Annotated in this window: 25 protein-coding genes; 10 read left to right on the top strand and 15 right to left on the bottom strand. The window is 73.6% G+C overall.

Annotated features, from left to right (window positions below):
• Positions 1-26 precede the first annotated feature (26 nt).
• From ABDB74_RS03965 to ABDB74_RS03980, 4 genes are all read left to right on the top strand, one after another.
• Positions 27-368, top strand: a complete 342-nt coding sequence (locus ABDB74_RS03965; protein WP_346621920.1) for a PspC domain-containing protein — start codon at positions 27-29, stop codon at positions 366-368.
• Between the two features lie 132 nt (positions 369-500).
• Complete coding sequence (locus ABDB74_RS03970; RefSeq protein ID WP_346621922.1) at positions 501-1,121, top strand: hypothetical protein; 621 nt, start codon at positions 501-503, stop codon at positions 1,119-1,121.
• Between the two features lie 75 nt (positions 1,122-1,196).
• Positions 1,197-2,186, top strand: coding sequence for an LLM class flavin-dependent oxidoreductase (locus ABDB74_RS03975; RefSeq protein WP_346621924.1), 990 nt, complete (start codon positions 1,197-1,199; stop codon positions 2,184-2,186).
• Between the two features lie 46 nt (positions 2,187-2,232).
• Complete coding sequence (locus tag ABDB74_RS03980; protein ID WP_346621926.1) at positions 2,233-3,138, top strand: DUF1028 domain-containing protein; 906 nt, start codon at positions 2,233-2,235, stop codon at positions 3,136-3,138.
• Between the two features lie 156 nt (positions 3,139-3,294).
• Here the strand turns inward: ABDB74_RS03980 and ABDB74_RS03985 are convergent, their stop codons facing one another.
• From ABDB74_RS03985 to ABDB74_RS03995, 3 genes are all read right to left on the bottom strand, one after another.
• The gene (locus ABDB74_RS03985) at positions 3,295-4,050 is read right to left on the bottom strand and encodes a succinate dehydrogenase/fumarate reductase iron-sulfur subunit (protein WP_407062163.1); all 756 of its coding nucleotides are present in this window, start codon (positions 4,048-4,050) and stop codon (positions 3,295-3,297) included.
• A gap of 65 nt (positions 4,051-4,115) precedes the next feature.
• A complete protein-coding gene (locus ABDB74_RS03990) occupies positions 4,116-6,062 on the bottom strand; it encodes a fumarate reductase/succinate dehydrogenase flavoprotein subunit (RefSeq protein WP_346621929.1) in 1,947 nt (648 codons plus the stop codon).
• 11 nt (positions 6,063-6,073) lie between these two features.
• Positions 6,074-6,775: a succinate dehydrogenase cytochrome b subunit gene (locus ABDB74_RS03995; RefSeq protein ID WP_346621931.1), complete on the bottom strand. Its 702-nt coding sequence runs from the start codon at positions 6,773-6,775 to the stop codon at positions 6,074-6,076.
• A 167-nt stretch (positions 6,776-6,942) separates the two neighbouring features.
• Between ABDB74_RS03995 and ABDB74_RS04000 the strand changes: the two genes are divergently transcribed.
• Positions 6,943-7,551, top strand: coding sequence for a sulfite oxidase-like oxidoreductase (locus ABDB74_RS04000; protein WP_346621932.1), 609 nt, complete (start codon positions 6,943-6,945; stop codon positions 7,549-7,551).
• On the top strand, positions 7,544-8,278 hold the full coding sequence (locus ABDB74_RS04005) for an FAD-binding oxidoreductase (RefSeq protein ID WP_346621933.1): 735 nt from the start codon (positions 7,544-7,546) through the stop codon (positions 8,276-8,278). Before ABDB74_RS04000 ends, ABDB74_RS04005 begins: the two co-directional genes overlap by 8 nt.
• Positions 8,279-8,319: 41 nt before the next feature.
• Here the strand turns inward: ABDB74_RS04005 and ABDB74_RS04010 are convergent, their stop codons facing one another.
• The 5 genes from ABDB74_RS04010 to ABDB74_RS04030 form a co-directional block, all read right to left on the bottom strand.
• Positions 8,320-8,925 (bottom strand): response regulator transcription factor, encoded by a 606-nt coding sequence (locus ABDB74_RS04010; RefSeq protein ID WP_346621934.1) that lies wholly within the window; start codon positions 8,923-8,925, stop codon positions 8,320-8,322.
• On the bottom strand, positions 8,922-10,121 hold the full coding sequence (locus tag ABDB74_RS04015) for a sensor histidine kinase (protein WP_346621936.1): 1,200 nt from the start codon (positions 10,119-10,121) through the stop codon (positions 8,922-8,924). Before ABDB74_RS04015 ends, ABDB74_RS04010 begins: the two co-directional genes overlap by 4 nt.
• A gap of 37 nt (positions 10,122-10,158) precedes the next feature.
• Entirely contained in the window at positions 10,159-10,998 is an 840-nt protein-coding gene (locus ABDB74_RS04020) for an ABC transporter permease (RefSeq protein ID WP_346621937.1), read from the bottom strand.
• Positions 10,998-11,984 carry an ABC transporter ATP-binding protein gene (locus tag ABDB74_RS04025; RefSeq protein WP_346621938.1) on the bottom strand — a complete coding sequence of 329 codons (987 nt, stop codon included), beginning with the start codon at positions 11,982-11,984 and terminating at the stop codon, positions 10,998-11,000. Before ABDB74_RS04025 ends, ABDB74_RS04020 begins: the two co-directional genes overlap by 1 nt.
• Before the next feature lie 219 nt (positions 11,985-12,203).
• A complete protein-coding gene (locus ABDB74_RS04030) occupies positions 12,204-12,734 on the bottom strand; it encodes a DUF6817 domain-containing protein (protein ID WP_346621939.1) in 531 nt (176 codons plus the stop codon).
• Between the two features lie 149 nt (positions 12,735-12,883).
• On the opposite strand from ABDB74_RS04030, the gene ABDB74_RS04035 reads away from it, so the two are divergent.
• Positions 12,884-13,717 (top strand): formate/nitrite transporter family protein, encoded by an 834-nt coding sequence (locus ABDB74_RS04035; RefSeq protein WP_346621940.1) that lies wholly within the window; start codon positions 12,884-12,886, stop codon positions 13,715-13,717.
• 5 nt (positions 13,718-13,722) lie between these two features.
• Here ABDB74_RS04035 and ABDB74_RS04040 read toward each other — a convergent pair whose 3' ends face one another.
• The 3 genes from ABDB74_RS04040 to ABDB74_RS04050 all read right to left on the bottom strand — a co-directional run bounded on the left by ABDB74_RS04040 (position 13,723) and on the right by ABDB74_RS04050 (position 17,193).
• A complete protein-coding gene (locus ABDB74_RS04040; protein WP_346621942.1) occupies positions 13,723-14,268 on the bottom strand; it encodes a DUF1990 domain-containing protein in 546 nt (181 codons plus the stop codon).
• 41 nt (positions 14,269-14,309) lie between these two features.
• Positions 14,310-15,398: an IS110 family transposase gene (locus ABDB74_RS04045; protein WP_346621943.1), complete on the bottom strand. Its 1,089-nt coding sequence runs from the start codon at positions 15,396-15,398 to the stop codon at positions 14,310-14,312.
• A gap of 229 nt (positions 15,399-15,627) precedes the next feature.
• Positions 15,628-17,193 (bottom strand): EAL domain-containing protein, encoded by a 1,566-nt coding sequence (locus ABDB74_RS04050; RefSeq protein WP_346621944.1) that lies wholly within the window; start codon positions 17,191-17,193, stop codon positions 15,628-15,630.
• A gap of 150 nt (positions 17,194-17,343) precedes the next feature.
• Here ABDB74_RS04050 and ABDB74_RS04055 point away from each other — a divergent pair, with 150 nt between their 5' ends.
• The 3 genes from ABDB74_RS04055 (at position 17,344) to ABDB74_RS04065 (ending at position 20,963) form a co-directional block, all read left to right on the top strand.
• On the top strand, positions 17,344-18,201 hold the full coding sequence (locus tag ABDB74_RS04055; protein ID WP_346621946.1) for a HipA family kinase: 858 nt from the start codon (positions 17,344-17,346) through the stop codon (positions 18,199-18,201).
• The gene (locus tag ABDB74_RS04060) at positions 18,198-18,599 is read left to right on the top strand and encodes a DUF3037 domain-containing protein (RefSeq protein WP_346621948.1); all 402 of its coding nucleotides are present in this window, start codon (positions 18,198-18,200) and stop codon (positions 18,597-18,599) included. Before ABDB74_RS04055 ends, ABDB74_RS04060 begins: the two co-directional genes overlap by 4 nt.
• Before the next feature lie 123 nt (positions 18,600-18,722).
• Positions 18,723-20,963 carry a PhoX family phosphatase gene (locus ABDB74_RS04065; RefSeq protein ID WP_346621950.1) on the top strand — a complete coding sequence of 747 codons (2,241 nt, stop codon included), beginning with the start codon at positions 18,723-18,725 and terminating at the stop codon, positions 20,961-20,963.
• 81 nt (positions 20,964-21,044) lie between these two features.
• Here the strand turns inward: ABDB74_RS04065 and ABDB74_RS04070 are convergent, their stop codons facing one another.
• The 4 genes from ABDB74_RS04070 to ABDB74_RS04085 are packed head-to-tail and all read right to left on the bottom strand — an operon-like array spanning position 21,045 to position 23,924.
• Positions 21,045-21,338: a 4a-hydroxytetrahydrobiopterin dehydratase gene (locus ABDB74_RS04070; RefSeq protein ID WP_346621951.1), complete on the bottom strand. Its 294-nt coding sequence runs from the start codon at positions 21,336-21,338 to the stop codon at positions 21,045-21,047.
• A gap of 24 nt (positions 21,339-21,362) precedes the next feature.
• Complete coding sequence (locus ABDB74_RS04075) at positions 21,363-22,073, bottom strand: phosphoadenylyl-sulfate reductase (protein ID WP_346621953.1); 711 nt, start codon at positions 22,071-22,073, stop codon at positions 21,363-21,365.
• The gene (locus ABDB74_RS04080) at positions 22,070-22,240 is read right to left on the bottom strand and encodes a hypothetical protein (protein WP_346621954.1); all 171 of its coding nucleotides are present in this window, start codon (positions 22,238-22,240) and stop codon (positions 22,070-22,072) included. Before ABDB74_RS04080 ends, ABDB74_RS04075 begins: the two co-directional genes overlap by 4 nt.
• Positions 22,241-22,250: 10 nt before the next feature.
• The gene (locus ABDB74_RS04085) at positions 22,251-23,924 is read right to left on the bottom strand and encodes a nitrite/sulfite reductase (protein WP_346621956.1); all 1,674 of its coding nucleotides are present in this window, start codon (positions 23,922-23,924) and stop codon (positions 22,251-22,253) included.
• Positions 23,925-23,980 lie beyond the last annotated feature (56 nt).

The following is a 23,980-nucleotide window of genomic DNA, read 5'->3' on the forward strand; positions in this document are numbered from 1 at the left end:
GCGGGCCGGCCCGGCAGGGTCGTGGCATGACGAACTCGGTTCCCCTCCCTCCCCCCTCCGACCACGCGACCGGCGGGCCGCAGGTGCCGCCGGCCCGCCCGCAGCTGCGCCGCAGCAGCAGCGACCGCATGGCCGGCGGGGTCTGCGGCGGCCTGGCCGACTACAGCGGCATCGACCCGGTGCTGTGGCGGGTCGGCTTCGTCGCCCTCACCTTCGCCGGCGGCGCCGGCATCCTGGTCTACCTGCTGCTGTGGGTGCTCATGCCGGCCGGCCCCGCCCGGCCGGACGAGACGCCCAGCCCGGTCGAGCGGCTCGCTCAGCGGCTGCACGAAACGCTCAGCGGAGCCCGTGCGACGCCGCGGCAGTGAGCCGGTCGGCGCCCGGCCGAGCAGCCTGGCCGCTCACCCCGGTGCCGACACGGTGGATGGCACGGTTCCGTGTCCCGGGCGCGTCCGACAGGATGGGCGTCCTGCACCCCCGACCTGCAACGGAGAGCCCACGTGACCGTCCCTTCCGGGTACCAGCCGCCGGCCCCGATGGTGGTGCCCACGTTCTTCATCCGGCAGCGGGTCACCTTCATGGTCAACCGGTACGAGATCCGTGCGGCCAACCCCGACGGCAGCGAGGGGCAGCTGCTGGCCATGGCCGAGCAGAAGCGCATGAAGCTCCGCGAGGAGGTCGTGTTCTTCGCCGACGAGTCCAGGAGCCGGGCGGTGTTCTCCTTCAAGGCCCGCCAGCGCCTGGACGTCGGTGCCGAGCACGACGTGTTCGACGAGTACGGGCAGCCGCTCGGCTACTTCCGGAAGGCCTTCGGCGCCAGCATGCTCCGCTCGACCTGGCACCTCTCGGCGCCCGGCATCGAGGCCGTCGGCCAGGAGCGCAACCAGTTCATCGCCGTGCTGCGCCGGGTGTGGAACTTCATCCCGTTCCTCAACAACATCCCGGTGCCGTTCCTCTTCCACTTCGACTTCCTCGACACCCGCACCGGGGCGCCGGTGATGAGCAGCGAGAAGCGCATCGCGCTCCGCGACCAGTACACGGTCACGGTTCCCGACCCGCGTCTCGACTTCCGGGTGGCGGCGGCGATGGCGGTGGCCCTGGACGCGCTGCAGAGCCGCTGACCGCCTGCGTCCGGGAAGCCGGAGCGGGCCGCGGGCGTTGCGCCGGGCAACCGACGCGAAAGGCCCGCACCGCACATGAGCATCACCCTGTCCGTCCTCGACCTGGCCCCCATCCCGCGCGGGGAGACCGCGGCCGGTGCCATCGCCGCCAGCGTCGCCCTCGCCCAGCGCGCGGAGGCGCACGGCTACGAGCGGGTCTGGTACGCCGAGCACCACAACATGCCCTCGATCGCGTCCTCGGCGACCAGCGTGCTGATCTCGCACGTCGGCGCGCAGACCGACAGCATCCGGCTGGGGGCGGGCGGGGTCATGCTGCCCAACCACTCGCCGCTCACCATCGCCGAGCAGTTCGGCACCCTCGAGGCGATGTACCCCGGCCGGATCGACCTCGGCCTCGGCCGCGCCCCCGGCAGCGACCAGAACACCATGTACGCGCTGCGCCGTGACCCGCGCTCGGCCGACACGTTCCCGCAGGACGTCCTCGAGCTGCAGGCCTACCTGGCCGGGGAGACCCGCGTGCCCGGCGTCGACGCGATCCCCGGCAAGGGCTCCCGCGTCCCGCTCTACATCCTCGGCTCCTCGATGTTCGGTGCGACGCTCGCCGCCGCGCTGGGGCTGCCGTACGCCTTCGCCTCGCACTTCGCCCCGGCCATGCTCGAGTCCGCCGTCGCCGCCTACCGACGCGAGTTCAAGCCCTCGGAGCAGCTCGCGGAGCCCTACGTGATCGCCGGCGTGAACGTCGTCGCCGCCGACAGCACGGCGGCCGCCCAGGAGCAGCTGCAGGCGGTGCGGCGCAACCTCGCCATCGGCCTGTTCGGCCGCGGCCGGGCGCTCACCGACGAGCAGGCCGACCAGCTGCTCGCGCAGGGCGCCGGGCAGCACGTCGACACGATGCTCACCCACACCGCCCTCGGCACGCCGGCCGAGGTGCGCGAGCACCTCGAGGGCTTCGCGACGCTGGCGGACGCCGACGAGCTGATCGTCGCGCACCAGTCGGCGTCACTGGAGGGGCGGCTGCGGTCGGTGGAGCTGGTCGCCGAGGCCATGGCATCGGTCACGGCGTGACCGGCAGGTGTTTGGCCACCGGGGCGGCAACGGGTAGGCGGGCGGCGTGACGTACTCGATCGTGGCCCGTGACCCCGAGACCGGGGAGATGGGTGTCGCCACCCAGTCCCAGGCATTCGCCGTGGGCAACAGCGTGCCGTTCGCCCTGCCCGGGCACGGCGTGATCGCCACGCAGTCGATGGCCGAGCCGATGTACGGCGCGGTCGGGCTGGACCTGCTGCGGGGCGGGTTCACCGCCCAGGAGGTGCTGACCGCGCTCAGCAGCGTCGACCCCCAGCCCGAGCGCCGGCAGGTCGCCGTCCTCGGGCTCGCCGGCGACTTCGCCGTGTACACCGGCACCAGCTGCGTCGACGCCGCCGGTCACCTCATCGGTGACAACTGCGTCGCGCTGGCCAACATGGCCAGCTCCCCGGCGGTGTGGGAGGCGATGGTGGAGCGGTTCGATGGCTCCGCCGGCCCGCTGGCGCAGCGCCTGCTCAGCTCGCTGATGGCGGCGGAGGAGGCCGGGGGCGACTTCAGGGGGCGCCGGTCGGCCGCGATCATGGTCGTCCGCGCCACCACGACCGGCCGGCCCTGGCACGACATGGTGGTCGACCTGCGGGTCGACGACTCCCCGGACCCGCTGGGCGCCCTGGCGGAGCTCACCGTGACCCGCGCCCGGTACCAGGACGTCGTCCGCTACTTCCAGCAGGCCATCGACGGCGACCCGGTCACCGCCGACCGGGAGCTGGAGCTGCTGCGGCCCATGGACCCGGTCACCGAGCCCGACCAGCTGATGTGGCGGGCCGTCGTCGCCGCGCTGGCCGGGCGGGAGAACGCCGCCCGGGAGATGCTCGTCGAGCTCGCCGCCTCGGCGCCGCAGTTCCTCGAGGCCGCCAGTCGCTTCGGCAAGGCCGGGCTCATGCCGGCCGACGTGATCGAGCGGATCATCCCCCCGGTGCCCGCCAGCTGACCCTCGCGGCAGCCGTCCCGGACCAGCGCACGGGGTCGTCGGCCGGTCGCCGTCCGGAGGGCCAGCGCGAGGGTGCCCTCCGCGCACGAAAGCCCCCCTCCGGCGGCCGGAGGGGGGCTTTCGTGCGCGACCGCACCGCGTCGGGTGCGGCCCGGGTCAGCTCTTCGGCCGGGCACCGGCGCGCAGGGCGCCGAGCAGGTCGTGGTTGAGCCGGGAGATGGTCTCCATCGAGATGCCCTTGGGGCAGGCGGCCGAGCACTCGCCGATGTTGGTGCAGCCACCGAAGCCCTCGCGGTCCTGCTGGGCCACCATGTTGACCACCCGGTCGTTGCGCTCGGGCTGCCCCTGCGGGAGCAGACCGAGGTGGGTGACCTTCGCGGCGGTGAACAGCATCGAGGAGGCGTTCGGGCAGGCCGCCACGCAGGCGCCGCAGCCGATGCAGGTCGCGGCGTCGAACGCGGCATCCGAGTCGGCCTTCGGCACCGGGGTCGCGTGGGCCTCGGGAGCGGTCCCGGTGGGGACGCTGATGTAGCCGCCCGCCTGGATGATCCGGTCGAACGCGCGCCTGTCGACGGCGAGGTCCTTGATCACCGGGAACGCACTGGCCCGCCACGGCTCGATGTCGATCGTGTCGCCGTCGGCGAACGAGCGCATGTGCAGCTGGCAGGTGGTCGTCTGCTGCGGGCCGTGCGCCTGGCCGTTGATCATGACGCCGCACATGCCGCAGATGCCCTCGCGGCAGTCGTGGTCGAAGGCGACCGGGTCGTCACCCTGCATGATCAGCTGCTCGTTGAGCACGTCGAGCATCTCGAGGAACGACATGTCGGGGGAGATGTCGGTGATCTTGTAGGTCACCATCTTGCCCTTGACCGTCGGCCCCTGCTGGCGCCAGATGCGCAGGGTCAGGTTCATCCCGCGCTTCTCCGCCCCGGGGTTCCCGACGCTGGAGCGCATGGGGGCGTCGTGCCGTGTGGCTGTCACTTGTAGCTCCGCTGGGCGAGGTGGACGTACTCGTACTCGAGGTCTTCCCGGTGCAGCACCGGGGGCTGGCCCTCCGGCGTCCACTCCCAGGCTGCGACGTAGGCGAAGTTCTCGTCGTCGCGCAGCGCCTCGCCCTCGGGGGTCTGGCTCTCCGCGCGGAAGTGGCCGCCGCAGCTCTCGCGGCGGTGCAGGGCGTCGATGCACATGAGCTCGGCGAGCTCGATGAAGTCGGCGACCCGGCCGGCGTGCTCCAGCGTCTGGTTGAACGAGGTCCAGTCGCCGGTCACCTTCAGGTTGGTCCAGAACTCCTGGCGGATCTCCTGGATGCGGTCGATGGCCTTGCGCAGGCCCTCGTCCGTGCGCTCCATGCCGCAGAGGTCCCACATCAGCTGGCCGACCTCGCGGTGGAAGGACGCCGGGGTGCGGTTGCCGTTGATGTTGAGCAGCCGCTGCACCTGCTCCTGCACGCCGGTGAGCGCCTCGACGGCGGCCGGGTGGCTGTCGTCGACCTTCTCGAACGGGCCGTCGGCGAGGTAGCTGCTGATCGTCGACGGGAGCACGAAGTAGCCGTCGGCCAGCCCCTGCATCAGCGCCGAGGCGCCGAGCCGGTTGGCGCCGTGGTCGGAGAAGTTGGCCTCACCGATCACGAACATGCCGGGGATCGTCGACTGGAGGTCGTAGTCGACCCACAGACCGCCCATCGTGTAGTGCACGGCGGGGTAGATCCGCATCGGGACCGCGTAGGGGTCCTCGCCCGTGATCTGGGCGTACATGTCGAAGAGGTTCCCGTACTTGGCCTCGACCGCCGGGCGACCCAGCCGCTCGATCGCCTCGGCGAAGTCCAGGTAGACGCCCAGGCCGCCGGGGCCGACGCCGCGGCCCTCGTCGCACACGTTCTTGGCCTGGCGCGAGGCGATGTCGCGGGGCACCAGGTTGCCGAACGAGGGGTAGAGGCGCTCGAGGTAGTAGTCGCGGTCGGACTCGGGGATGTCCCGCGGGTCGCGGTCGTCGCCGCGCTCCTTGGGCACCCAGACGCGGCCGTCGTTGCGCAGCGACTCCGACATCAGGGTCAGCTTCGACTGGTAGTCGCCCTTGACCGGGATGCAGGTCGGGTGGATCTGCGTGTAGCAGGGGTTGGCGAAGTACGCGCCCCGCTTGTGCGCCCGCCAGATCGCCGTGGTGTTGGAGCCCTTGGCGTTCGTGGAGAGGTAGAAGACGTTGCCGTAGCCACCACTGGCGATGACGACGGCGTCGGCGAAGTGGGTGCTGATCTCGCCGCTGACCAGGTCGCGGGCGACGATGCCGCGGGCGCGGCCGTCGACCACGATCAGGTCCAGCATCTCGGTGCGCGCGTTCTGCTCGACGGTGCCGGCCGCGATCTGCCGCTCCAGCGCCTGGTAGGCGCCGTAGAGCAGCTGCTGGCCCGTCTGGCCGCGGGCGTAGAAGGTGCGCGAGACCTGGGTGCCACCGAACGAGCGGTTGTCGAGCAGGCCGCCGTACTCGCGGGCGAAGGGCACGCCCTGCGCCACGCACTGGTCGATGATGTTGACGCTGACCTCGGCGAGGCGGTGCACGTTGTTCTCACGGGAGCGGAAGTCGCCGCCCTTGACCGTGTCGTAGAACAGCCGGTGCACGCTGTCGCCGTCGTTGCGGTAGTTCTTGGCGGCGTTGATGCCGCCCTGCGCGGCGACGCTGTGCGCGCGGCGCGGGCTGTCCTGGTACCAGAACGACTTCACCTTGTAGCCGGCCTCGCCGAGCGTGGCGGCGGCCGAGCCGCCGGCCAGACCGGTGCCGACGACGATGACCGTCAGCTTGCGGCGGTTGGCCGGGTTGACCAGGCGGCCGCGGAACTTGCGCTCGCTCCAGCGCTCGCCGATCGGGACGTCCGTGGGGGCCTTGGTGTCGGCGATCGGCTCGCCGACGGTGAACAGTTCGAGAGGCATGCGGGCGCTCCTTAGTCGATGAGCCCGAAGAGGACGGAGAACGGCACCAGCAGGAAGCCGAGGGTGAGGAGGGTCGCGAACACGAGGGCGAACAGGCTGACCGTCTTCTCACGGCGCCTGTTGCTCTGGCCCAGGGTCTGCGTGGCGCTCCAGATCCCGTGCCGCAGGTGCATGCCGAGCAGGATCACCGAGATGGCGTAGAAGGCGGTGACGAAGGGGTTCTGGAAGCTGGCGACGAGGCGGTCGTAGGGCGTGCTCTCGAAGCCCTCGGGGTTCACCGCGCCGAGGGTCAGGTCGAGGACGTGGTAGATGATGAAGGCGAGGACGATCACGCCGCCCCAGCGCATGGTGCGCGAGGCGTAGCTCTGGGCCACCGCCTTCTTCGTCACGTATCCGCTCGGGCGGGCCCGCTTGGCCTGGCGCCACAGCGAGACGGCCGCCCAGATGTGGGCGACGACCGCGACCAGCAGCACGATCCGGATGGCCCACAGCGTGGTCGCGCCGGGCAGCGCCGGGTTGCCGACCGTGCGGATCCAGCCGGAGTAGGAGTTGAAGGCGTCCCGCCCGACGAACGCCTTCAGGTTCCCGATCACGTGCGCGATCAGATACAGCACCAGGATGATGCCGCTGACCGCCATCACGGCCTTCTTGAAGACTGAGTTGGTCTTCGCAACCTTCGGGGCTCTACGCTGCCCGTGCGTAACCGTCACCACAAGTCCCCACGCTAGGACTACAGCGGCGTTGCCACCAAGCCAACACGGGGTGACACGGCTCATGTAAGGGGACCCTCACCGCGTGCGGGACGGGATCGCCAGGGCATCGGCGCACGTCGGCGCGGGAACCGTGGTCGGAAGGCCTCCCGATGGGGGATCGTGTGTGGGTGCCCACCCCTACCCGTGGATTCCTCGGCCGGCGCCGTGATCGCGATCCCCGGCTCCCGCCCGGTCAGTACGACGTCGGCGCGGACTGGCCGGTGCTGACCGCCGAGGCCGCCCCGCGCATCACCCCCGAGACCTGGAGCATCACCGTCGACGGCCGGGTGGAGTCGCCGACCACCTGGAGCTGGGCGGAGGCCCACCGGCTGCCACCGTCGGAGTACCGCGGCGACATCCACTGCGTCACCACCTGGTCGAAGTTCGACACGCACTTCGCCGGGGTCTCCGTCGACACCCTGCTCGCGGCCGCCCGGCCCACCGCCGAGGCCGGCTTCGTCATGGCGACGTCGAAGACCGGCTACACCACCAACCTCCCGCTCGCCGACGTCACCGGTGGCAAGGCCTGGATCGTCTGGGAGTTCGACGGCAGGCCCCTGCCGGTCGAGCACGGCGGCCCGGTGCGCCTGCTCGTCCCGCACCTGTACTTCTGGAAGAGCGCGAAGTGGATCACCAGGCTCACGCTGCTGGCCCGTGACCAGCCGGGGTTCTGGGAGCAGAACGGCTACCACGACCGCGGCGACCCGTGGCGGCAGCAGCGGTACCAGGGTGACTGAGCCGGAGTCCGTCGTCCTGGGCGCGGGCGTCGCGGGTGCACCCAGCGGGGGCTGGCGGACGGCGACCGTGGCGGGGGTGCGCCGGCCCGTTCCCCGGTCGGTCCAGCTCCGGCTCGACGTCGCCGACCGGGTCGACCACCTGCCCGGGCAGCACTACGTCGTCCGGCTGACCGCGCCGGACGGATACACCGCGCAGCGCTCGTACTCGGTGGCCTCCGCGCCCGGCGACCCGCTGGTCGAGTTGTTCGTCGAGCGGCTGCCCGACGGGGAGGTGTCGACCCACCTGGCCGACGTCGTCGAGCCCGGCGACGTGCTCGAGGTGCGCGGCCCGATCGGCGGGTGGTTCGTCTGGGACGGGGTCAGCCCGGCGCTGCTGGTCGCCGGAGGCAGCGGCGTCGTCCCGTTCGTGTCGATGCTGCGCACGGCCCGGGCGCTCGGCCGCACCGACCTGCTGCGGATCGCCGTCTCGGTCCGGACGCTCGAGGAGCTGCCGTACGCCGGCGAGCTGGTCGACGCCGGCGCCCTCGTCGTCACCACCCGCGAGTCCCGCGGCATCCGCCCCGCCGGCCGGCTGGCGGCCGAGGACCTCGTCCCGCTGTGGGAGCCCGGGCAGACCGCCTTCGTCTGCGGATCGGCGTCCTTCGCCGACGCGGCCGGCCGGCTGCTGCTCGGGCTCGGGGTGGCGCCGCGCGACATCCGGATCGAGCAGTTCGGCCCGACCGGCTGAGGAACCGCCAGGGAACCGCTCACCGGCACCGCGCACCGGGGTCAGATCCAGCCGTGCCGGCGGGCCTCGGCCACCGCGGCGTGCCGGTTGGGGGCGCCGAGCTTCGCCGCCGCGGCGGAGAGGTGGTTGCGGACCGTGCCGGGGGAGAGGTGCGCCCGGGCGGCGATCTCCTCCACCGGCGCACCGCCGGCGGCCAGCTCGAGGATGTCGGCCTCCCGCGGGGTGAGCGGGCTGTCCCCGGCGCTGATCGCCTCGGCAGCCAACTCGGGGTCGACGTAGCGGCCACCGCCGTGCACCGTCCGGACGACGCTGGTCAGCACCGTGGAGTTCACGGTCTTGGGCAGGAAGCCGCGGACGCCCGCCGCGAGGGCCCGCTTGAGGTGGCCGGGGCGGCCGTGCCCGGTCACGATGACCAGCCCGCAGCCGGGGACGACGCCGGCGAGCTCGGCGGCCAGCGAGATGCCGTCGCGGTCGGGCAGCTGCAGGTCGAGGACGGCGACGTCGGGCGTGTGCGCCCGGGCCATGGCCAGCGCCTCCCCGGCCGAGGCCGCCTCGGCGACGACCTGCAGGTCCTCCTCGAGCGCGAGCAGCGCGGCCAGCGCCGAGCGGATCAGGTTCTCGTCGTCGGCGAGCAGCACGCGGATCATGCGGCGGCCCGCGGCAGCGTCGCGTCCAGCAGGAATCGGCCGCGCTCGGCCCGGGCGCGCAGCCGCCCGCCGAGGCCGGCCAGCCGCTCGGCCAGCCCGGTGAGGCCGGTGCCCCAGCCGGGGTCCGCCTCGCCGGCGCCGTCGTTGACCACGGAGAGCCGCACCTCCTCGGGCGTGACCGACAGGCTGATCGCGCACTCCGCGGCGTGGCTGTGCCGCAGCACGTTGGTCACCGCCTCCCGGACGACCCAGCCGAGCGCGGTGTGCACCTGCACGGGCAGCGCGGCGCCGGCGTCCTCACCGACGACGGTGCAGGCCACCCCCGCTGCCCGCAGGACCGACCGGGCGCCCGCCAGCTCGCCGGCGAGGTCCGCCGACCGGTAGCCGCGCACGACCTCCCGCACCTCGCGCAGCGACCCCTCGGCGATGCGCGCGATGTCGGCGAGCTCCTCGGCCGCCCCGGGCTGGTCGCGGCGCACCAGCTCACCGGCCAGCTGGCTCTTCACCGCGATCGTCGACAGGTCCCGTCCCATGACGTCGTGGAGATCCCGGGCGAACCGCAGCCGCTCCTCGGCGACCGCCAGCTGCAGCTGCGCCTCGCGGCTGCGGGCCATCTCCCGGACCACGTCGAGCACCCAGACCGAGAACCGGAAGGCGAGCACCACGGAGAGCACCGCGACCGTGAGGACGGCTCCCTGCGCGACCGCCCCCGGGAGCGGCGTCCCGCCGAGGTGGCCGGCGAGGCCGCTGAGCAGCCCGATGCCGGCCACGTGCGGCAGGAGCTGCCGGGTGGTCCAGACCGTCGAGCAGGCGGTCAGGACCATGCCGAGCGGCAGCGCCACCGACCACGGCACGGCAGGGGTGGCGTCGCCGCTGCCGAACGCCCAGACGCCCGCCGCCGCCATCACCCCGGCGGCGGCGAAGGCGCCCAGCACGGGACGGGACGGCAGCAGCTCGTCCCGGCGGTGCGCGGCCAGGCCGCGCCGGGTCAGCACCACTCCGCCGACCGCGGTCCCGACGGCGCCGGCGAAGAACAGGCCGACGGCGAGGTCCGGGACCGGGTGGGCGGCGGATCCCAGGACGGCGACGGCGAACAGCGGGATCGCGCCGAGGAACGAGTAGAACGACCAGCGGGTGTAGAGCTCGATGCGCTCGGGGTCGGAACGGCCGCCCCACCAGCGCGTCACGGTCGGCACGGTGCCATGCTGCCGCACGGCCGGCCGGCGGCCGCGCTCACCGCCGCGGCGCCCAGCGGAACCAGCGCCGGGCGAGCAGACCGCCGGCGACCAGCCAGCCGGCGAGCACCGCCAGCGGGAGCAGGGCGCCGGTCCACGCGCCGGCGAGGTCGACCGCCTCGCCGGTCCAGGTGCGGCCCGCCAGGCCCAGCTGGGTCAGCTCGACGACCGGCGTGAGCGGCAGGAACCGGGCCACCGTGGCGAGCGGGTCGGGCAGCGCGGTCAGCGGGAAGAACAGGCCGCAGAGCGAGGCGGAGACGACCAGCAGCGGCAGGGCGGTGATCTGCGCGCTCTCGGACGTGCGGGTGAACGCGGTGCTGGCGGCCGCGAGCAGCAGCATGAGCGCGGCACCGCCGATCAGGCCCACGAGCGGCAGGACGACGTCCACCGGCGCCGTCCACTCCCCGAGGACGGCGATGCCGACCCCGACGAGGGCCACCTGGCCGGCCGTGACCAGGAGCGTCGGCGTGGCGATCCCGAGGACCACCTCGGCGCCGGTCAGCTCCCCCGTGCGCATCCGCTGCAGGACGAGCTCCTCCCGGCGGGCGACGAACGTCGTCAGCAGGTTGTAGTACGTCAGGAAGATCAACATGATCCCGACGGCGCTGACCAGCAGCCGGGGGCCGACGGGCACCGCCCCGTCCCCGGGTCCGAGCATCGGGACGGCGGCGACCAGCAGCAGCGGCAGCAGCACCGAGTTCACCACCGCGGTGCGGTTGCGCAGGAACAGCCGGGTCTCCGCGCCGGCGAGCGCCAGGGTGCGCCGGGCGCGTCCGGGCCCGGCGGGGGACGTCGTGGCCGGGGCGGCGGTCGGGGCAGTGGTCGTGGCGCCGGGCATCAGGCACTCCTGTTCTCGGGGGCGGTGCGGTCGGGGGCGGGGGACACGCCGTCGGCGACGGCCAGGAAGGCCTGTTCGAGGGAGGCCGATCGCGCCTGGAGGCCGGTCAGGGCGACGTCCTCGGCGGCGGCCCAGGACAGCAGCGCGGTCAGCGCCGGCTGCAGGTCCCAGGTGTGCAGTTCGACGCGGGGGGACGGCGCGACCGCCCGCACCCCGGGCAGCGGCGGCAGCGGGGGAGCCGTCGGCGCGAGGACGAACCGGATCGTGGCCGGCTGGGTCGCGGCGATCTCGGCCGGGGAACCCTCGAGCTCGATCCGGCCGGCGCGGAGGATGGCGATCCGGTCGGCGAGCTCCTCGGCCTCCTCGAGGTGGTGGGTGGTGAGGACGACGGCCGTCCCGCCCCGAACCATCTCCTGCACGAGCGACCACACCGTCCGCCGGCTCTCCGGGTCCAGACCGGTGGTGGGCTCGTCCAGCACGAGGACCCGCGGCCGGCCGAGGAGCGCGAGCGCCAGATCGAGGCGGCGCCGCTCCCCGCCGGAGAGGCTGCGCACCCGGACGTCGGTCCGGCCGGCCATGTCGACCTGCGCCAGCGCCTCGCCGACCGGCCGGGGGCTGGTCAGCGTCCGGGCCCAGGTCGTCACCGTCTCGCCGACGGTGAGGTCGCCGGGCAGGCCGCTGGTCTGCAGCAGCACCCCGAGGTGCGGGCGGACGGCGGCGCGCTCCCGGTAGGGGTCCACGCCGAGGAGCCGCACGGTTCCGCCGTCGGGGCGGGCGAGCCCCTCGAGGACCTCCAGGGCGGAGGTCTTGCCCGCGCCGTTGACGCCGAGCAGCGCGAAGACCTCACCCGGCCGCACCTCGAAGGAGATCCCGCGGACGGCCTCGAAGTCGCCGTAGCGGCGGCGCAGGTCGACGACCTCCACCGCGGGTGCGTCCCGCCGCGCAGGGCCGGGTCGTGGGTGCGGGGCGCGGTCGACGGTCGTCACGCGGTACCTCCTCGGTGCGTCCCGCCGGCCGGGTCGGTCCAGTGCTCCGGGGCGCACCTCCGACGCTGCCGCCCCGGCGCCACCGGCACAGGTGCCGTGTCTCACGACCTCCCGCGCCGTCCGCACGACCGACCCATGACACGTGTCACGGGTCCGCCGAACACCGCGGAGCCGGCTGCACCGGCTGGGCCGTGGCCGTCACCCGGGGATGTGCAGGGTTCAGCCGAGGACGCGGCGCGCCTCGGCGAGCACCGCGGGGCTGAGCACCGGCGACCACCGCTCCGCCAGGTGCCGGAAGTAGCCGCCGTGGCGCTCGACGAAGCCGGGGGCGTGCGCGGCGACGTCCAGCTCGTTGACCAGGCTCAGGTCGGCGAAGTCGCGGAGCTCGTCGCCGTCCAGCCGCTCGGCCTGCCCGGTGCGCCGGTCGTGCACCAGACCGGTCGACGCCAGGTCGGCCCAGGTGCGGTCCCGGCCGCAGCGGCCGTACCGGTGCACCAGCGTCTCGGCCGGCGCGCCGATGATCCCGGCCAGCAGCGGCCGCTCGTCGTCGGCCAGCAACCGGACGGCGAGACCGTCGGTGCCGTACACGGCGTGCGCCCGGCCGGCGAGCTGCACCTCGGTCGCGGCGCCCAGCCGGGCCAGCAGACGCTGCACCCGCTCGAGGTGCGCGTACAGCGTCCCGCCGGGGTGCTCGATCTCCGCCGCGCCGCGGGCCCGCAGCAGCGCGGACAGGCGGTCGCTGACGTCCACGGCCGGGACCGTACCCACCGCGGCGTCCGCCCGGGCGATGACCGACGCCACTGGGGTGTGCGGTGTGCCACCGGCGGGCGCGGGTAGGCCGATCGCCGGACGCACCGCCGTGCCCAGGCATCCGGCGTCCCGCCATCCGAGGAGGAGACGTGGACGAGCAGGACCGGAAACGAGCCGAGCTGGGCGTGACCGACGCGCCCGCCGAGGACGAGATCGCCGAGGCGTTCGACAAGATCGTCAGCGAGGGGGCCCAGCGCCTGCACCGCCGGTGGCGCGAGGTCCTGGCCACCGGCCTGGCCGGCGGACTGGAGATCGCCGTCGGCGTGCTGGCCCTGCTGGCGGTCCTGGAGGCCACGGGCAGCGAGCTGCTCGCCGGCCTGGCCTTCAGCATCGGCTTCATCGCCCTGATGCTGGGGCGCAGCGAGCTGTTCACCGAGGGCTTCCTGGTCCCGGTCACCGCCGTCTTCGCCGCCCGCGCCAGCACCGCGCAGCTGGCGAAGCTGTGGGGCGGGACGCTGGTCGCCAACCTGGTCGGCGGCTGGCTGGTCATGTGGGTGGTCGTGCAGGGGTTCCCCGACCTGGCCGACGTCGCCGTCGAGTCCGCGACGCGCTTCGTCGAGGCGCCGCTGGACCTGCAGTCGGTCTGCCTCGCCTTCCTCGCCGGCAGCGTGATCACGCTGATGACCCGGATGCAGCACGGCGCGCACTCGGAGACCGGCAAGATCGTCGCCTCGGTCATCGGCGGCTTCCTCCTGGCCGGCCTGATCCTCTTCCACTCGATCCTCGACTCGCTGCTGATCTTCGGTGCGCTGCACGCCGGCGCCCCGTTCGGCTACGTCGACTGGCTGGCCTGGTTCTGGTACACCGTGCTGCTGAACATGGCCGGGGGGCTGCTCGTGGTCACCATGATCCGGTTGGTCCGCAGCAAGGAGCTGGTCGAGCGCGAGCGCGCGGCGGTCGCGGCGGGCCGGCAGGGCCCGTAGGGCTGCTACCCCCGGGCCGCGCGGCGGATCGCCGCGACGTACCGGGCGGTCGCCAGCCGCTGCAGCACCAGGGCCAGCGGGCCGGCCAGCCGGGCGCCGGGTGAGGCCAGGCGGAAGAAGACCCGGATCTCGTAGACCACGTCGCCGTCGGGGGTCAGCCGCACGACGAACCGCTCCTCACCGCTCTCCGGGTGCCCGGGCAGCGTGCCGTAGGCGAAACCGCGCTCGTCGCCGTCGGTGCGGGCCCACACCACCCGGCAGGGGATGTCGTAGCCCAGCCGCGGCAGCCCCGCGGTGAGGACGACGACGGTGCCCACCTCGCCGGCCGGGCCGCCGGCCCGCACCCGCAGGCCGGCACCGCGCTGGGCCCGCCAGTCGAGCACCGCGGCCGCAGCGCGCTCGAACGCCGCCGGCCCGGAGCCGACGACGGCGCGGCGCTCGGCGTGCCGGTAGCCGGTCGGCAGGACGGCGTCCCCCGTGCCGCCCACCTCGGGATAGGTCAACGGTGCCCGCACGAGGTCCGCGGGGCCGGTCCGGCGCAGGAGGGCCACGGGTGCAGTGTGCGCCGCCGCCGGGATGCTCCTATGGATCGTCAAGCCGCCGGAGCGAGGTCGTTGGTTGGGTGAGCGGGGCGTAGGACGTAGTAGAGCTCGCGGGCGATCATGCGCTTGAGGCAGCGGATGATGTCCTTCTTCGACAGGCCTTCGGTGGTGCGGCGTTCGACGTAGGCGCGGGTGCGTGGGTCCCAGCGCATCCGGCAGAGCACGATGCGGTAGAGGGCGGCGTTGGCCTGTCGGTCTCCGCCGCGGTTGAGCCGGTGGCGGTGGGTCTTGCCCGAGGAGGCCGGGATCGGGGCAACGCCGCAGAGCATGGCGAAGGCCGGCTCGGAGTGCAGCCGGTCGGCGTTCTGTCCGACGGTGACGAGCAGCTGGCTGGCGACGTCGGCGCCCACGCCGGTGCAGTCGAGCAGGTCGGGGTTGATCTGGGCAACCAGCGGGCCGATGAGGTCGTCGAGCTCGTTGATCTCCTCGCTGAGGAGCTGGTGGCGGCGGGCCAATGAACGCAGCGCGCGCTTGACGGCCTGCTCCGGCTCGCCGATGCGGTTGAGATCGGGGCGCAGCCCGGCGCAGGTGCCGATCAGCGTGACGCCCTTGAGGCCGCGCAGCTGGGCGCGCAGCGGCTCGGGAGCGGTGACGATCAGCGACTTGATCCGCCGCTGGCAGTCCGCCCGCTGGTCGATCGCGCTGCGACGGGCCACCCGCAGGTTGCGCAGCGCCTCCACCTGCCCGCTGCGGTCCTTCGGGGTGCCGGTGCGGGTGCGGGCCAGCGCGGTGCGGGCGGCGGCCTCGGCGTCGAGCGGATCGGACTTGCCGGCGAACCGGCGGGTCTTGCGGTCGGGCCGGTCGACCTCGACCATCGCCACGCCCTCGACGGCCAGGTGCCGGGCCAGCCCGGCGCCGTAGACGCCGGTCCCCTCTACGCCGACGACCAGCAGCACCCCGAACCCGCGCAGCCAGGCCAGCAGTTGCCGGTAGCCGGCCGCGGTAGCCGGGAACTGCCGGTGGCCCAGCAGCCGCCCGGCGCCGTCCACGGCGGCAGCGGTGTGGGTGTCGGAATGGGTGTCCACGCCACCGGCCACCTGGACCTGGCCCGGGACGATCTCTGGTGCGATGGTGGTCATCGCCGTCCTTCTCGCTCGCAACCGACAGGGCGGCACGCACCGCCGGGCGAACGGACAAGACAGTGATGGGTGCCTGCTGGCACAGGCTCCTATGAAGTCACACCGCCACGACCGGTGAGTGCAGGCAGCCCCGCAGCGGACCGAACCGACAGATCCCGTTGAAGACCCGAAGTCAGTCAGCCGAAGGGTCAGGAACGACCGCTGCGGGGCAGCGCCTACATCCTCACTGTCAGCCGACGCTCGACGCCGCCAGCCGCCGTTGCAGCTCCGCCACGCAGCCGGGCAGGTCCGCCGCCGCCGGCAGCGGGCGGGCCAGCCAGAATCCCTGGGCGTCGTCGCAGCCCAGCCGGGCCAGGTCGTCCCAGGTGGCGCGGGTCTCCACGCCCTCGGCGACGACGCGCAGGCCGAGGCTGTGCGCCAGGTCGATGGTCGAGCGCACGATCGTCCGGTCGCTGGCGTCGAGCTCCATCGTCTGGACGAAGGAGCGGTCGACCTTGAGCGTGCCCACCGGCAACCGGGTGAGGTAGGCCAGCGAGGCCTGCCCGGTGCCGTAGTCGTCGACGGACAGCTCGACCCCCAGCTCCCGCAGCCGGTGCAGCACCTGCAGGGCGCGCGCCGGGTCCTTCATCGCCGCGCTCTCGGTGATCTCCAGTTCCAGGCACGATGCCGGGACGCCGTGCTCGCGCAGCGACTCGGCGACGCGGTCGGCGAGGCCGATGTCGAGCAGGCTGCGGGCGGAGAGGTTGACCGCCACGGTGAGGGGGAGGCCGTCGGCGCGCCAGCGCCGGCAGTCGGCCAGCGCCTGCCCCAGCACCGCTTCGGTCAACGGCCGCACCAGGCCGGTCTGCTCGGCCAGCGGGATGAACTCCGACGGCGGCACCAGCCCCCGCTCCGGGTGCTGCCAGCGGACCAGCGCCTCCACGCCCCGCACGCGGCCGTCGGCGAGCGCCACCCGGGGCTGGTAGTGCACGACCAGCTCGCCCTCGCGGATGGCGCGGCGCAGGTCCCCGAACATGCTCAGCTGCCCGGGGGCGTCGGCGTCGAGGGAGGGCCGGTACACGGCGGTCCCGAGATGGTCGGCCTTCGCGGCGTACATGGCCACGTCCGCGTGCCGCAGCAGGTCGGCGGCGCTGCCCCCGTGGACGGCGATCCCGCAGCTGCCGTCGACCTCGAGCGTCAGCCCGTCCACCGGGAAGGGGCGCCGGATCGCCTCGAGCGCACGCTCGGCCACCTGCACGGCCTCACCCGCCCCGCAGCCCCGGAGCAGCACCACGAACTCGTCGCCGCCCAGCCGGGCCAGCACGGTCTCCTCCCGCAGCTGCGCGGCCAGCCGGTCGGCCACCGACCGGAGGAGCGCGTCGCCGACGTGGTGCCCGAGGGCGTCGTTGACCTCCTTGAACCGGTCGAGGTCCATGAGCAGCACCGCGACCGCCGGGCCGCCCGCGAGGGAGTCGGCGACGGCGGCCTCGAGGTCGTCGGCGAGCGCGGCGCGGTTGAGCAGGCCGGTGAGCGGGTCGTGCCGCCCCCGGTGGCGCAGCTCGTCCTCGATCTGGCGACGGGAGGCGACCTCCGCCTTCAGCTCGTCGGACCGGCGCTTGCCGAAGACCATCATCAGCAGGTGGGAGAAGGCCAGGACCAGCACGACGTCGTCCGCCGGCCCGCTGAGCAGCTGCGGCCAGTCCCACGCCACGCCGGCCACGGCGAAGGCCACGGTGAGGAGCAGGACCACGGCCGCCTCGCGCAGGACGCGGGTCCTGAGCGTGGCGATGCCGTCGACCCCCTGGGTCCGCACCACGTCCACCCCCTCTGCCGTCGTTCGTCCCGATCGACCACCCGGGGTGCGGGCTTGAGACATCCGGGACGCCGGTCCCCCCGTCGGGTGTCGCCCGTCGGTGGGGGACGACGGAGGCCGGGCGCCCGGGGCCCGGCTAGGGTCGGGCGCACTGTGCTGCCCGCCGTCACCGCCACCCGCTACGTCACCCCGCTGCGCGAGGGTGGCTCCCTGCCTGGGCTGATGGAGGCCGACGACCTCGGCACATACGTGGTGAAGTGGCGTGCGGCCGGCCAGGGCGTGAAGGTCCTCGTCGCCGAGGTCGTCTGCGGGGAGCTGGCCCGCGCGCTCGGGCTGCCGGTGCCGGCGCTGGTGACCGTCGACGTCGCGCCGGAGCTCGCGGTGGGCGAGCCCGACCACGAGGTCCAGGAACTGCTGCAGCGCTCCGCCGGGCGCAACCTGGGTCTGGACTACCTGCCGGGTGCGCTGGACTTCGAGGCCGGCGCCGACGGGGTCGATCCCGAGCTGGCCGGGCGGGTGCTGTGGTTCGACGCCCTCACCGGCAACGTCGACCGCTCCTGGCGCAACCCGAACATGCTCTTCTGGCACGGCCGGTTGCAGCTGATCGACCACGGCGCCGCGCTCACGTTCCACCACCACTGGCCGGGCGCCGAGGCCGCCGTGACCCGGCCCTACGACGCGTCGGCGCACGCGCTGCTCGAGTGCGCGCCCGACGTGCCGGCCGCCGACGCCGCGCTGGCGTCCCGGGTCACCCGTCCCGTGCTCGAGGGGGTGCTCGCCCAGGTGCCCGACGAGTGGCTGGAGGGCGAGGGGGCCGACGACCGTCCGCACGCCGTGCGCAACCGCTACGTGGGCCAGCTGCTGGCCCGGCTGGCGGCCCGTGACGCCTGGCTGCCCGGGCTGGTCTCGGCGGCGGCCGCCGGGGGCGCGGGCCGGCGCCGGACGCGCGTCGGGCAGAACCGGCCGGGGTGGCTGGGGCCGCCACCGCCGGAAGGGATGAGCCAGCGATGAGTGTCGGGACGAGGGACACCTTCGAGTACGCAGTCCTGCGGGTGGTGCCGCGCGTGGAGCGGGGTGAGTCGCTCAACGCAGGCGTGCTGGTCTACTGCCGGCAGCGCGACTACCTCGGCTCCCGGCTGCACCTCGACGTCGACCGGCTGCGGGCCCTGGACCCGACGGCCGATGCGGCGGCGATCGGCCGGGCGCTGCAGGCGGCCGCCGACGTCTGCGCGGCCGATCCGGGCGCCGGCGCCGCGGGGCGGGAGGCGCTCGGTTCCCGGTTCCGCTGGCTCACCGCGCCGCGCAGCACCGTCGTCCAGCCGGGGCCGGTGCACACCGGACTGACCGCCGACCCCGACGCCGAGGCCGACCGGCTGCTGGCCCTGCTGGTCCTCCCCGTCCGGCCGTAGGCCGCGTCCGCCGACGACCGGTGATCAGAGGGTCACCGGTCATTCACCGTGCGGCCACGCCCGCGTGGCGGTGGACCGCTTGGGTCGCGAGAGCCCACCTCCTCGCGACCCAAGAGGGATCAGATGACCGAGCTCCAGGAGCCGCGCCCCCGTGCGCTGCTGCCGTTCCTCAACACGCTGCGGCACGGCAGCCGCAGCCACACCACCTGCTTCTACAAGTGCGGCAACGCCTGCGACTCCGCGATCCCCAACCAGACCGACAACCCCACCTTCGCCGACGTCGTCGAGTCGGCGTTCAGCCGCCGCAGCATGCTCAAGGCGGCCGGCGCGAGCGCGCTGCTCGTCGTGGCCGGGCCGGTGGCGTCTGCGGCCGCGGCCGCGGGTGACCGGGGACGCGGCGGCGGACGGGGCGGCAAGGGCGGGCACGGCGGCGGCCTCACCTTCCAGCCGGTGGAGCAGAACCTCCTCGACGAGCTGGTCACCGCCGCGGGCTACCGGTACTCCGTGGTCATGCGCTGGGGTGACCCCGTCGAGCCCGGTGCGCCCGAGTTCGCCATCGACCGGCAGACGCCCGAGGCCCAGGCGAAGCAGTTCGGCTACAACTGCGACTACATCGGCCTGCTGCCGCTGGACGACCGCGACCGGGAAGCCCTGCTGGTGGTGAACCACGAGTACACCAACGAGCAGCTGATGTTCTCCGGCGTCGCCGGCGAGTCCGCACCGACGACGGCCGAGCAGAAGCGGATCGCGATGATGGCCCACGGCATCTCGGTGGTCGAGGTGCGGCGGCACGGCAACACCGGTGAGTGGCGCCCGGTGCGCAACGGACGTCGCAACCGCCGGATCACCGCGCAGACGCCGATGGAGCTCACCGGCCCCGCCGCCGGCTCGACCTACCTGCGCACCAGCGCCGACCCGCGCGGGCGCACCGCCCTCGGCACGCTGAACAACTGCGCCGGCGGCATGACGCCGTGGGGCACCACGCTCCACGGGGAGGAGAACTTCAACCAGTACTTCGGGACGACCGTGCCCATCACCGAGAACCCGAAGGAGCCGCGCCTGGCCCGGTACGGGATCTCCACGAAGTCGCCGGCCGGCCGACGCTGGGACGAGGTGGACCCCCGCTTCGACCTGGCCCGGGAGCCCAACGAGGTCAACCGGTTCGGCTGGGTCGTCGAGGTGGACCCCTACGACCCGACGTCCACCCCGAAGAAGCGCACCGCGCTGGGCCGGTTCAAGCACGAGGGCGCCGACGTCCGCATCGCGGAGGACGGCCGCGTCGTGGCCTACTCCGGCGACGACGAGCGGTTCGACTACATCTACAAGTTCGTTTCGCGGAAGAAGTACCGGCCCGGGAAGGACCGCGGCGCACGGGCGCACAACCTGACCCTGCTCGACGAGGGCGACCTCTACGTCGCCCGCTTCGTCGGCGACTCGCCCGCCGCGGAGATCGACGGCAGCGGCGCCCTCCCGGCCGACGGCGAGTTCGACGGCTGGGGCCAGTGGATCCCGCTGGTGGAGGACGGCCGCTCGATGGTGCCCGGGAAGGACGTCGCCTGGGTGCTGACCTTCACCCGGCTGGCCGCCGACCGCCTCGGCAAGCAGCTCGACCGCGCCGGCGACTTCCCCGACCCGGCCGCGCCCGTCGTCGTCGACCCCGCGAAGGTGCCGACCAAGATGGACCGCCCGGAGGACATCCAGGTCAACCCGGTCGACGGCCGCGTCTACGCCGCGCTCACCAACAACTCCCGTCGGACCGGCGTCGACGAGGCCAACCCGATCAGCCGGTCCTTCGCGTTCGACGCCGACAGCGGCACCTACACCGAGCGCGCCGGCAACCGCAACGGCCACGTCATCGAGTGGCAGGAGACGCGCGGAGCCGCCGGCGACCGGTTCGAGTGGCGGATCTTCATCGTGGCCGGCGACCCGAAGGACCCGGGCACGTACTTCGCCGGGTACGACAAGTCCCGGGTCAGCGCCATGTCCTGCCCGGACAACCTCGAGTTCGACCCGGCGGGCAACCTGTGGATCTCCACCGACGGCAACGTGCTGTCGCGGGTGAACCAGGCAGAGGGCACCCTCGGCGGCACCAACGACGGGCTGTTCGCCGTGCCCACGGCGGGCCCCGAGCGCGGGCACCTGAAGGCGTTCCTCACCGTGCCGCTGGGCGCGGAGTGCAGCGGACCGCTCATCACGCGGGACGCGTCGTCGGTGTTCGTCGCGGTGCAGCACCCGGGCGAGACGACGGGGGCGACGGTGGACAACCCGTCGAGCACCTGGCCCGACCGCCGTCGCGACAAGCCGTTCCCGCGGCCCAGCGTCGCGGTCGTCTACCGCACGGACGGCGGCCGCGTCGGCAGCTGACGAGGGGCCTCCCGCGTCCATGGCGCGGTGACCGGCGGATCGGCGCGATCCGCCGTCACCGCGCCATGATCCCTTCCAGGATCACCCGGGGAGCAGCGCGTCGATCCGGCGGGCGAGGTCGAGGTCGAGGCCGCTCACGCCGCCGGCGGAGTGGCTGACCAGCGTGAGGTGCAGGGTGCGCCAGCGCAGGTCGACGTCGGGGTGGTGGTCCATCGCCTCCGCGACGAAGCCGATCCGCACGATCGCGGCGACGGCGTCGCCGAAGGAGGGCAGCTCGACGGTGCGGCGGATGCCCTCGCCGTCGCCGGACCACAGCGGCAGGCCGTGCAGCGCGGCGGCGAGTTCGTCAGGGGAGAGGCGGGGTGGGCGCGGCACCGGCCCATCCTGCCTCCGTCCGGCTCAGGTGTGCAGGCCGCACTCGGTCTTGCCCGAGCCGGCCCAGCGGCCGGCGCGCGCGTCCTCGCCCGGGGCCACCGGCCGGGTGCAGGGCGCGCAGCCGATCGAGCCGTAGCCGAGCTCGAACAGCGGGTTCACCGGCACCTGGTGCTCGGCGATGTAGCCGTCGACGTCGTCCTGGGTCCAGGCGGCGATCGGGTTGACCTTCACCATGCCGCGCTTGACGTCCCAGTCGACGAGCTTCGTGCCCGTGCGGGTCGGTGACTCGTCCCGGCGCACGCCCGAGCCCCAGGCCAGGTAGCCGGCGAGCGTCTCGGCCAGCGGCTGCACCTTGCGCAGCGAGCAGCAGAGGTCGGGGTCGCGCTCGTGCAGCCTCGGCCCGTGGGCCAGATCCTGCTCGGCGACCGTCTGCGGCGGCGTCACGTTGACCAGCGTCACCGGCAGCACCCCGGTGATCCAGTCGCGCGTGCCGATCGTCTCGGCGAAGTGGTAGCCGGTGTCCAGGAAGATGACGTGCACACCGGGGATCGCGCGGCCGGCCAGGTGCGCCAGCAGCCCGTCGGCCATCGAAGAGGTGACGGCGAACCGGTCGCCGAAGTTCTCGCCGGCCCACCGCAGCACGGCGAGGGCCTGCTCGACCGGGTCGGCGATGCCCTCGAAGTGGGCGTCGGCGTCGGCGGCGAGCTCGGGCGTCGGCGAGATCGCAGTGGTCATTCCTGCACCCCCGTGGCGAGAAGTCGGACGGTGAACGCACGCAGGCAGGCGCCGCAACGCCAGCCGTCGGCCGACTCCCCGTAGGGGGTCAGCTCCTCGTCCCCGCAGTACGGGCAGTGGAACACCGGAAGCTGCCGGGTCCTTCCCCCCGTCGGCTCCTCGCTCACCGGGGCACCGTCACAGGAGCCAGTCCTCCTCGGCGCGGGCGACGTAGTGGGCGAAGGACTCGCCCGGCGTCCGGCGGTCGAGGAAGCCGCGCAGCACGCGCTCGCAGTAGTCGGCGGTCTCGGCCTTGGTCACCTTGTGGCCGCGGAACTTGCGGCCGAAGGTGGCCTCGACCCCGAGGTGCCCGCCCAGGTGCACCTGGAAGCCCTCGACCATCTCACCGCTGTCGTCGCGCACCATCGAGCCCTTGAACCCGATGTCGGCGGTCTGGAACCGGGCGCAGCTGTTCGGGCAGCCGTTGACGTTGATGCCGATCGGGACGTCGAAGTCGGGCAGCCGCCGCTCCAGCTCGGCGTAGAGCTCCTGGGCGTGCTGCTTGGTCTCCACGATCGCCAGCTTGCAGAACTCCAGGCCGGTGCAGGCCATCGTGCCGCGGCGGAACGCGCTGGGGCGCACCTGCAGGTCGTGCTCGGCCAGCGCCTCGACCAGCGGCTCGACGTTCTCGTCGGGCACGTCGAGGATGACCAGCTTCTGCTGCGTCGTCGTCCGGATGCGGCCCTGCCCGTACTCGTCGGCCAGGTCGGCGATCGTGGTGAGCAGCGAGCCGCTGATCCGGCCGGTGCGCAGCGCGAAGCCGACGGCGTTCCGGCCGTCCTTCTGCCTGCTGACGCCGACGTGGTCGCGCTGGTCGTGCTTGGCCGGGGCGGGGGCGGGGCCGTCGGGCAGCGCCTCCTTCAGGTACTCGTCCTGGAGCACCTGGCGGAACTTCTCCGGGCCCCAGTCGGCGATCAGGAACTTGATCCGGGCGCGGTTGCGCTGCCGGCGGTAGCCGTAGTCGCGGAAGACGGCGGTGCAGGCGGCCCAGACGTCGGTGACCTGGTCGGGCCGGACGAACACGCCGATCCGCTGGGCGAACATGGGGTTGGTGGAGAGGCCGCCGCCGACCCACAGGTCGTAACCGGCCTCGCCGGCCTCGTTCACGACACCGACGAAGGAGACGTCGTCGATCTCCGGCTCGGTGCAGTGGTCGACGCAGCCCGACATCGACGTCTTCCACTTGCGGGGCAGGTTGCTGAACTCGGGGCTGCCCACGTACTTCGCGACGGTCTCGGCGATGACATCGGTGGCGTCGAGCACCTCGTCCTCGAGGATGCCGGCCAGCGGGCAGCCGAGCATCACCCGGGGCACGTCGCCGCAGGCCTCCATCGTGCTCAGCCCGACCGACTCCAGCCGCCGCCAGATCTCGGGGACGTCCTCGATGCGGATCCAGTGGTACTGCACGTTCTGCCGGTCGGTGACGTCGGCGACGTCGCGGCCGAACTCGGTGCTGATCCCGCCGATGACCCGCAGGGCGTCGCTGGTCAGCTGCCCGCCGTCGATGCGGGCCCGCATCATGAAGTAGGAGTCCTCGAGCTCCTCCGGCTCCAGCACGGCGGTCTTGCCGCCGGGGATGCCCTGGGCGCGCTGGGTGTAGAGGCCCATCCAGCGCATGCGGCCGCGGAGGTCACCGGGGTCGATCCCCTCGAAGCCGGTCTTCGAGTAGATGTCGAGGATCCGCTGACGCACCTCGAGGCCGTCGGAGTCCTTCTTCATCCGCTCGTTGGGGTTGAGCGGTTCGCGGTAGCCCAGCGCCCACTGACCTTGACCGCGCTGCGGCCGGTTGCTGGTGCGGGTGGGGGTGCTCACGTGGCGTACTTCTTCCTGCGCTCGCCGCCCGCCCGGCAGCGGGCCGGGGGAGTCGG

Source organism: Blastococcus sp. HT6-4, assembly GCF_039679125.1.
Taxonomy (GTDB): domain Bacteria; phylum Actinomycetota; class Actinomycetes; order Mycobacteriales; family Geodermatophilaceae; genus Blastococcus; species Blastococcus montanus.

What these genes read in the sequence shown, in the direction of transcription:
- ABDB74_RS03985 (WP_407062163.1), bottom strand. Translation starts at nt 4,050, where the DNA reads ATGAACCTGACCCTGCGCATCTGGCGCCAGCAGGGGCCGACGGTCAAG.
- ABDB74_RS04045 (WP_346621943.1), bottom strand. Translation starts at nt 15,398, where the DNA reads ATGACCACCATCGCACCAGAGATCGTCCCGGGCCAGGTCCAGGTGGCC.
- ABDB74_RS03965 (WP_346621920.1), top strand. Translation starts at nt 27, where the DNA reads ATGACGAACTCGGTTCCCCTCCCTCCCCCCTCCGACCACGCGACCGGC.
- ABDB74_RS04020 (WP_346621937.1), bottom strand. Translation starts at nt 10,998, where the DNA reads ATGCCCGGCGCCACGACCACTGCCCCGACCGCCGCCCCGGCCACGACG.
- ABDB74_RS03975 (WP_346621924.1), top strand. Translation starts at nt 1,197, where the DNA reads ATGAGCATCACCCTGTCCGTCCTCGACCTGGCCCCCATCCCGCGCGGG.
- ABDB74_RS04065 (WP_346621950.1), top strand. Translation starts at nt 18,723, where the DNA reads ATGACCGAGCTCCAGGAGCCGCGCCCCCGTGCGCTGCTGCCGTTCCTC.
- ABDB74_RS03990 (WP_346621929.1), bottom strand. Translation starts at nt 6,062, where the DNA reads ATGCCTCTCGAACTGTTCACCGTCGGCGAGCCGATCGCCGACACCAAG.
- ABDB74_RS04010 (WP_346621934.1), bottom strand. Translation starts at nt 8,925, where the DNA reads ATGATCCGCGTGCTGCTCGCCGACGACGAGAACCTGATCCGCTCGGCG.
- ABDB74_RS04060 (WP_346621948.1), top strand. Translation starts at nt 18,198, where the DNA reads ATGAGTGTCGGGACGAGGGACACCTTCGAGTACGCAGTCCTGCGGGTG.
- ABDB74_RS04075 (WP_346621953.1), bottom strand. Translation starts at nt 22,073, where the DNA reads ATGACCACTGCGATCTCGCCGACGCCCGAGCTCGCCGCCGACGCCGAC.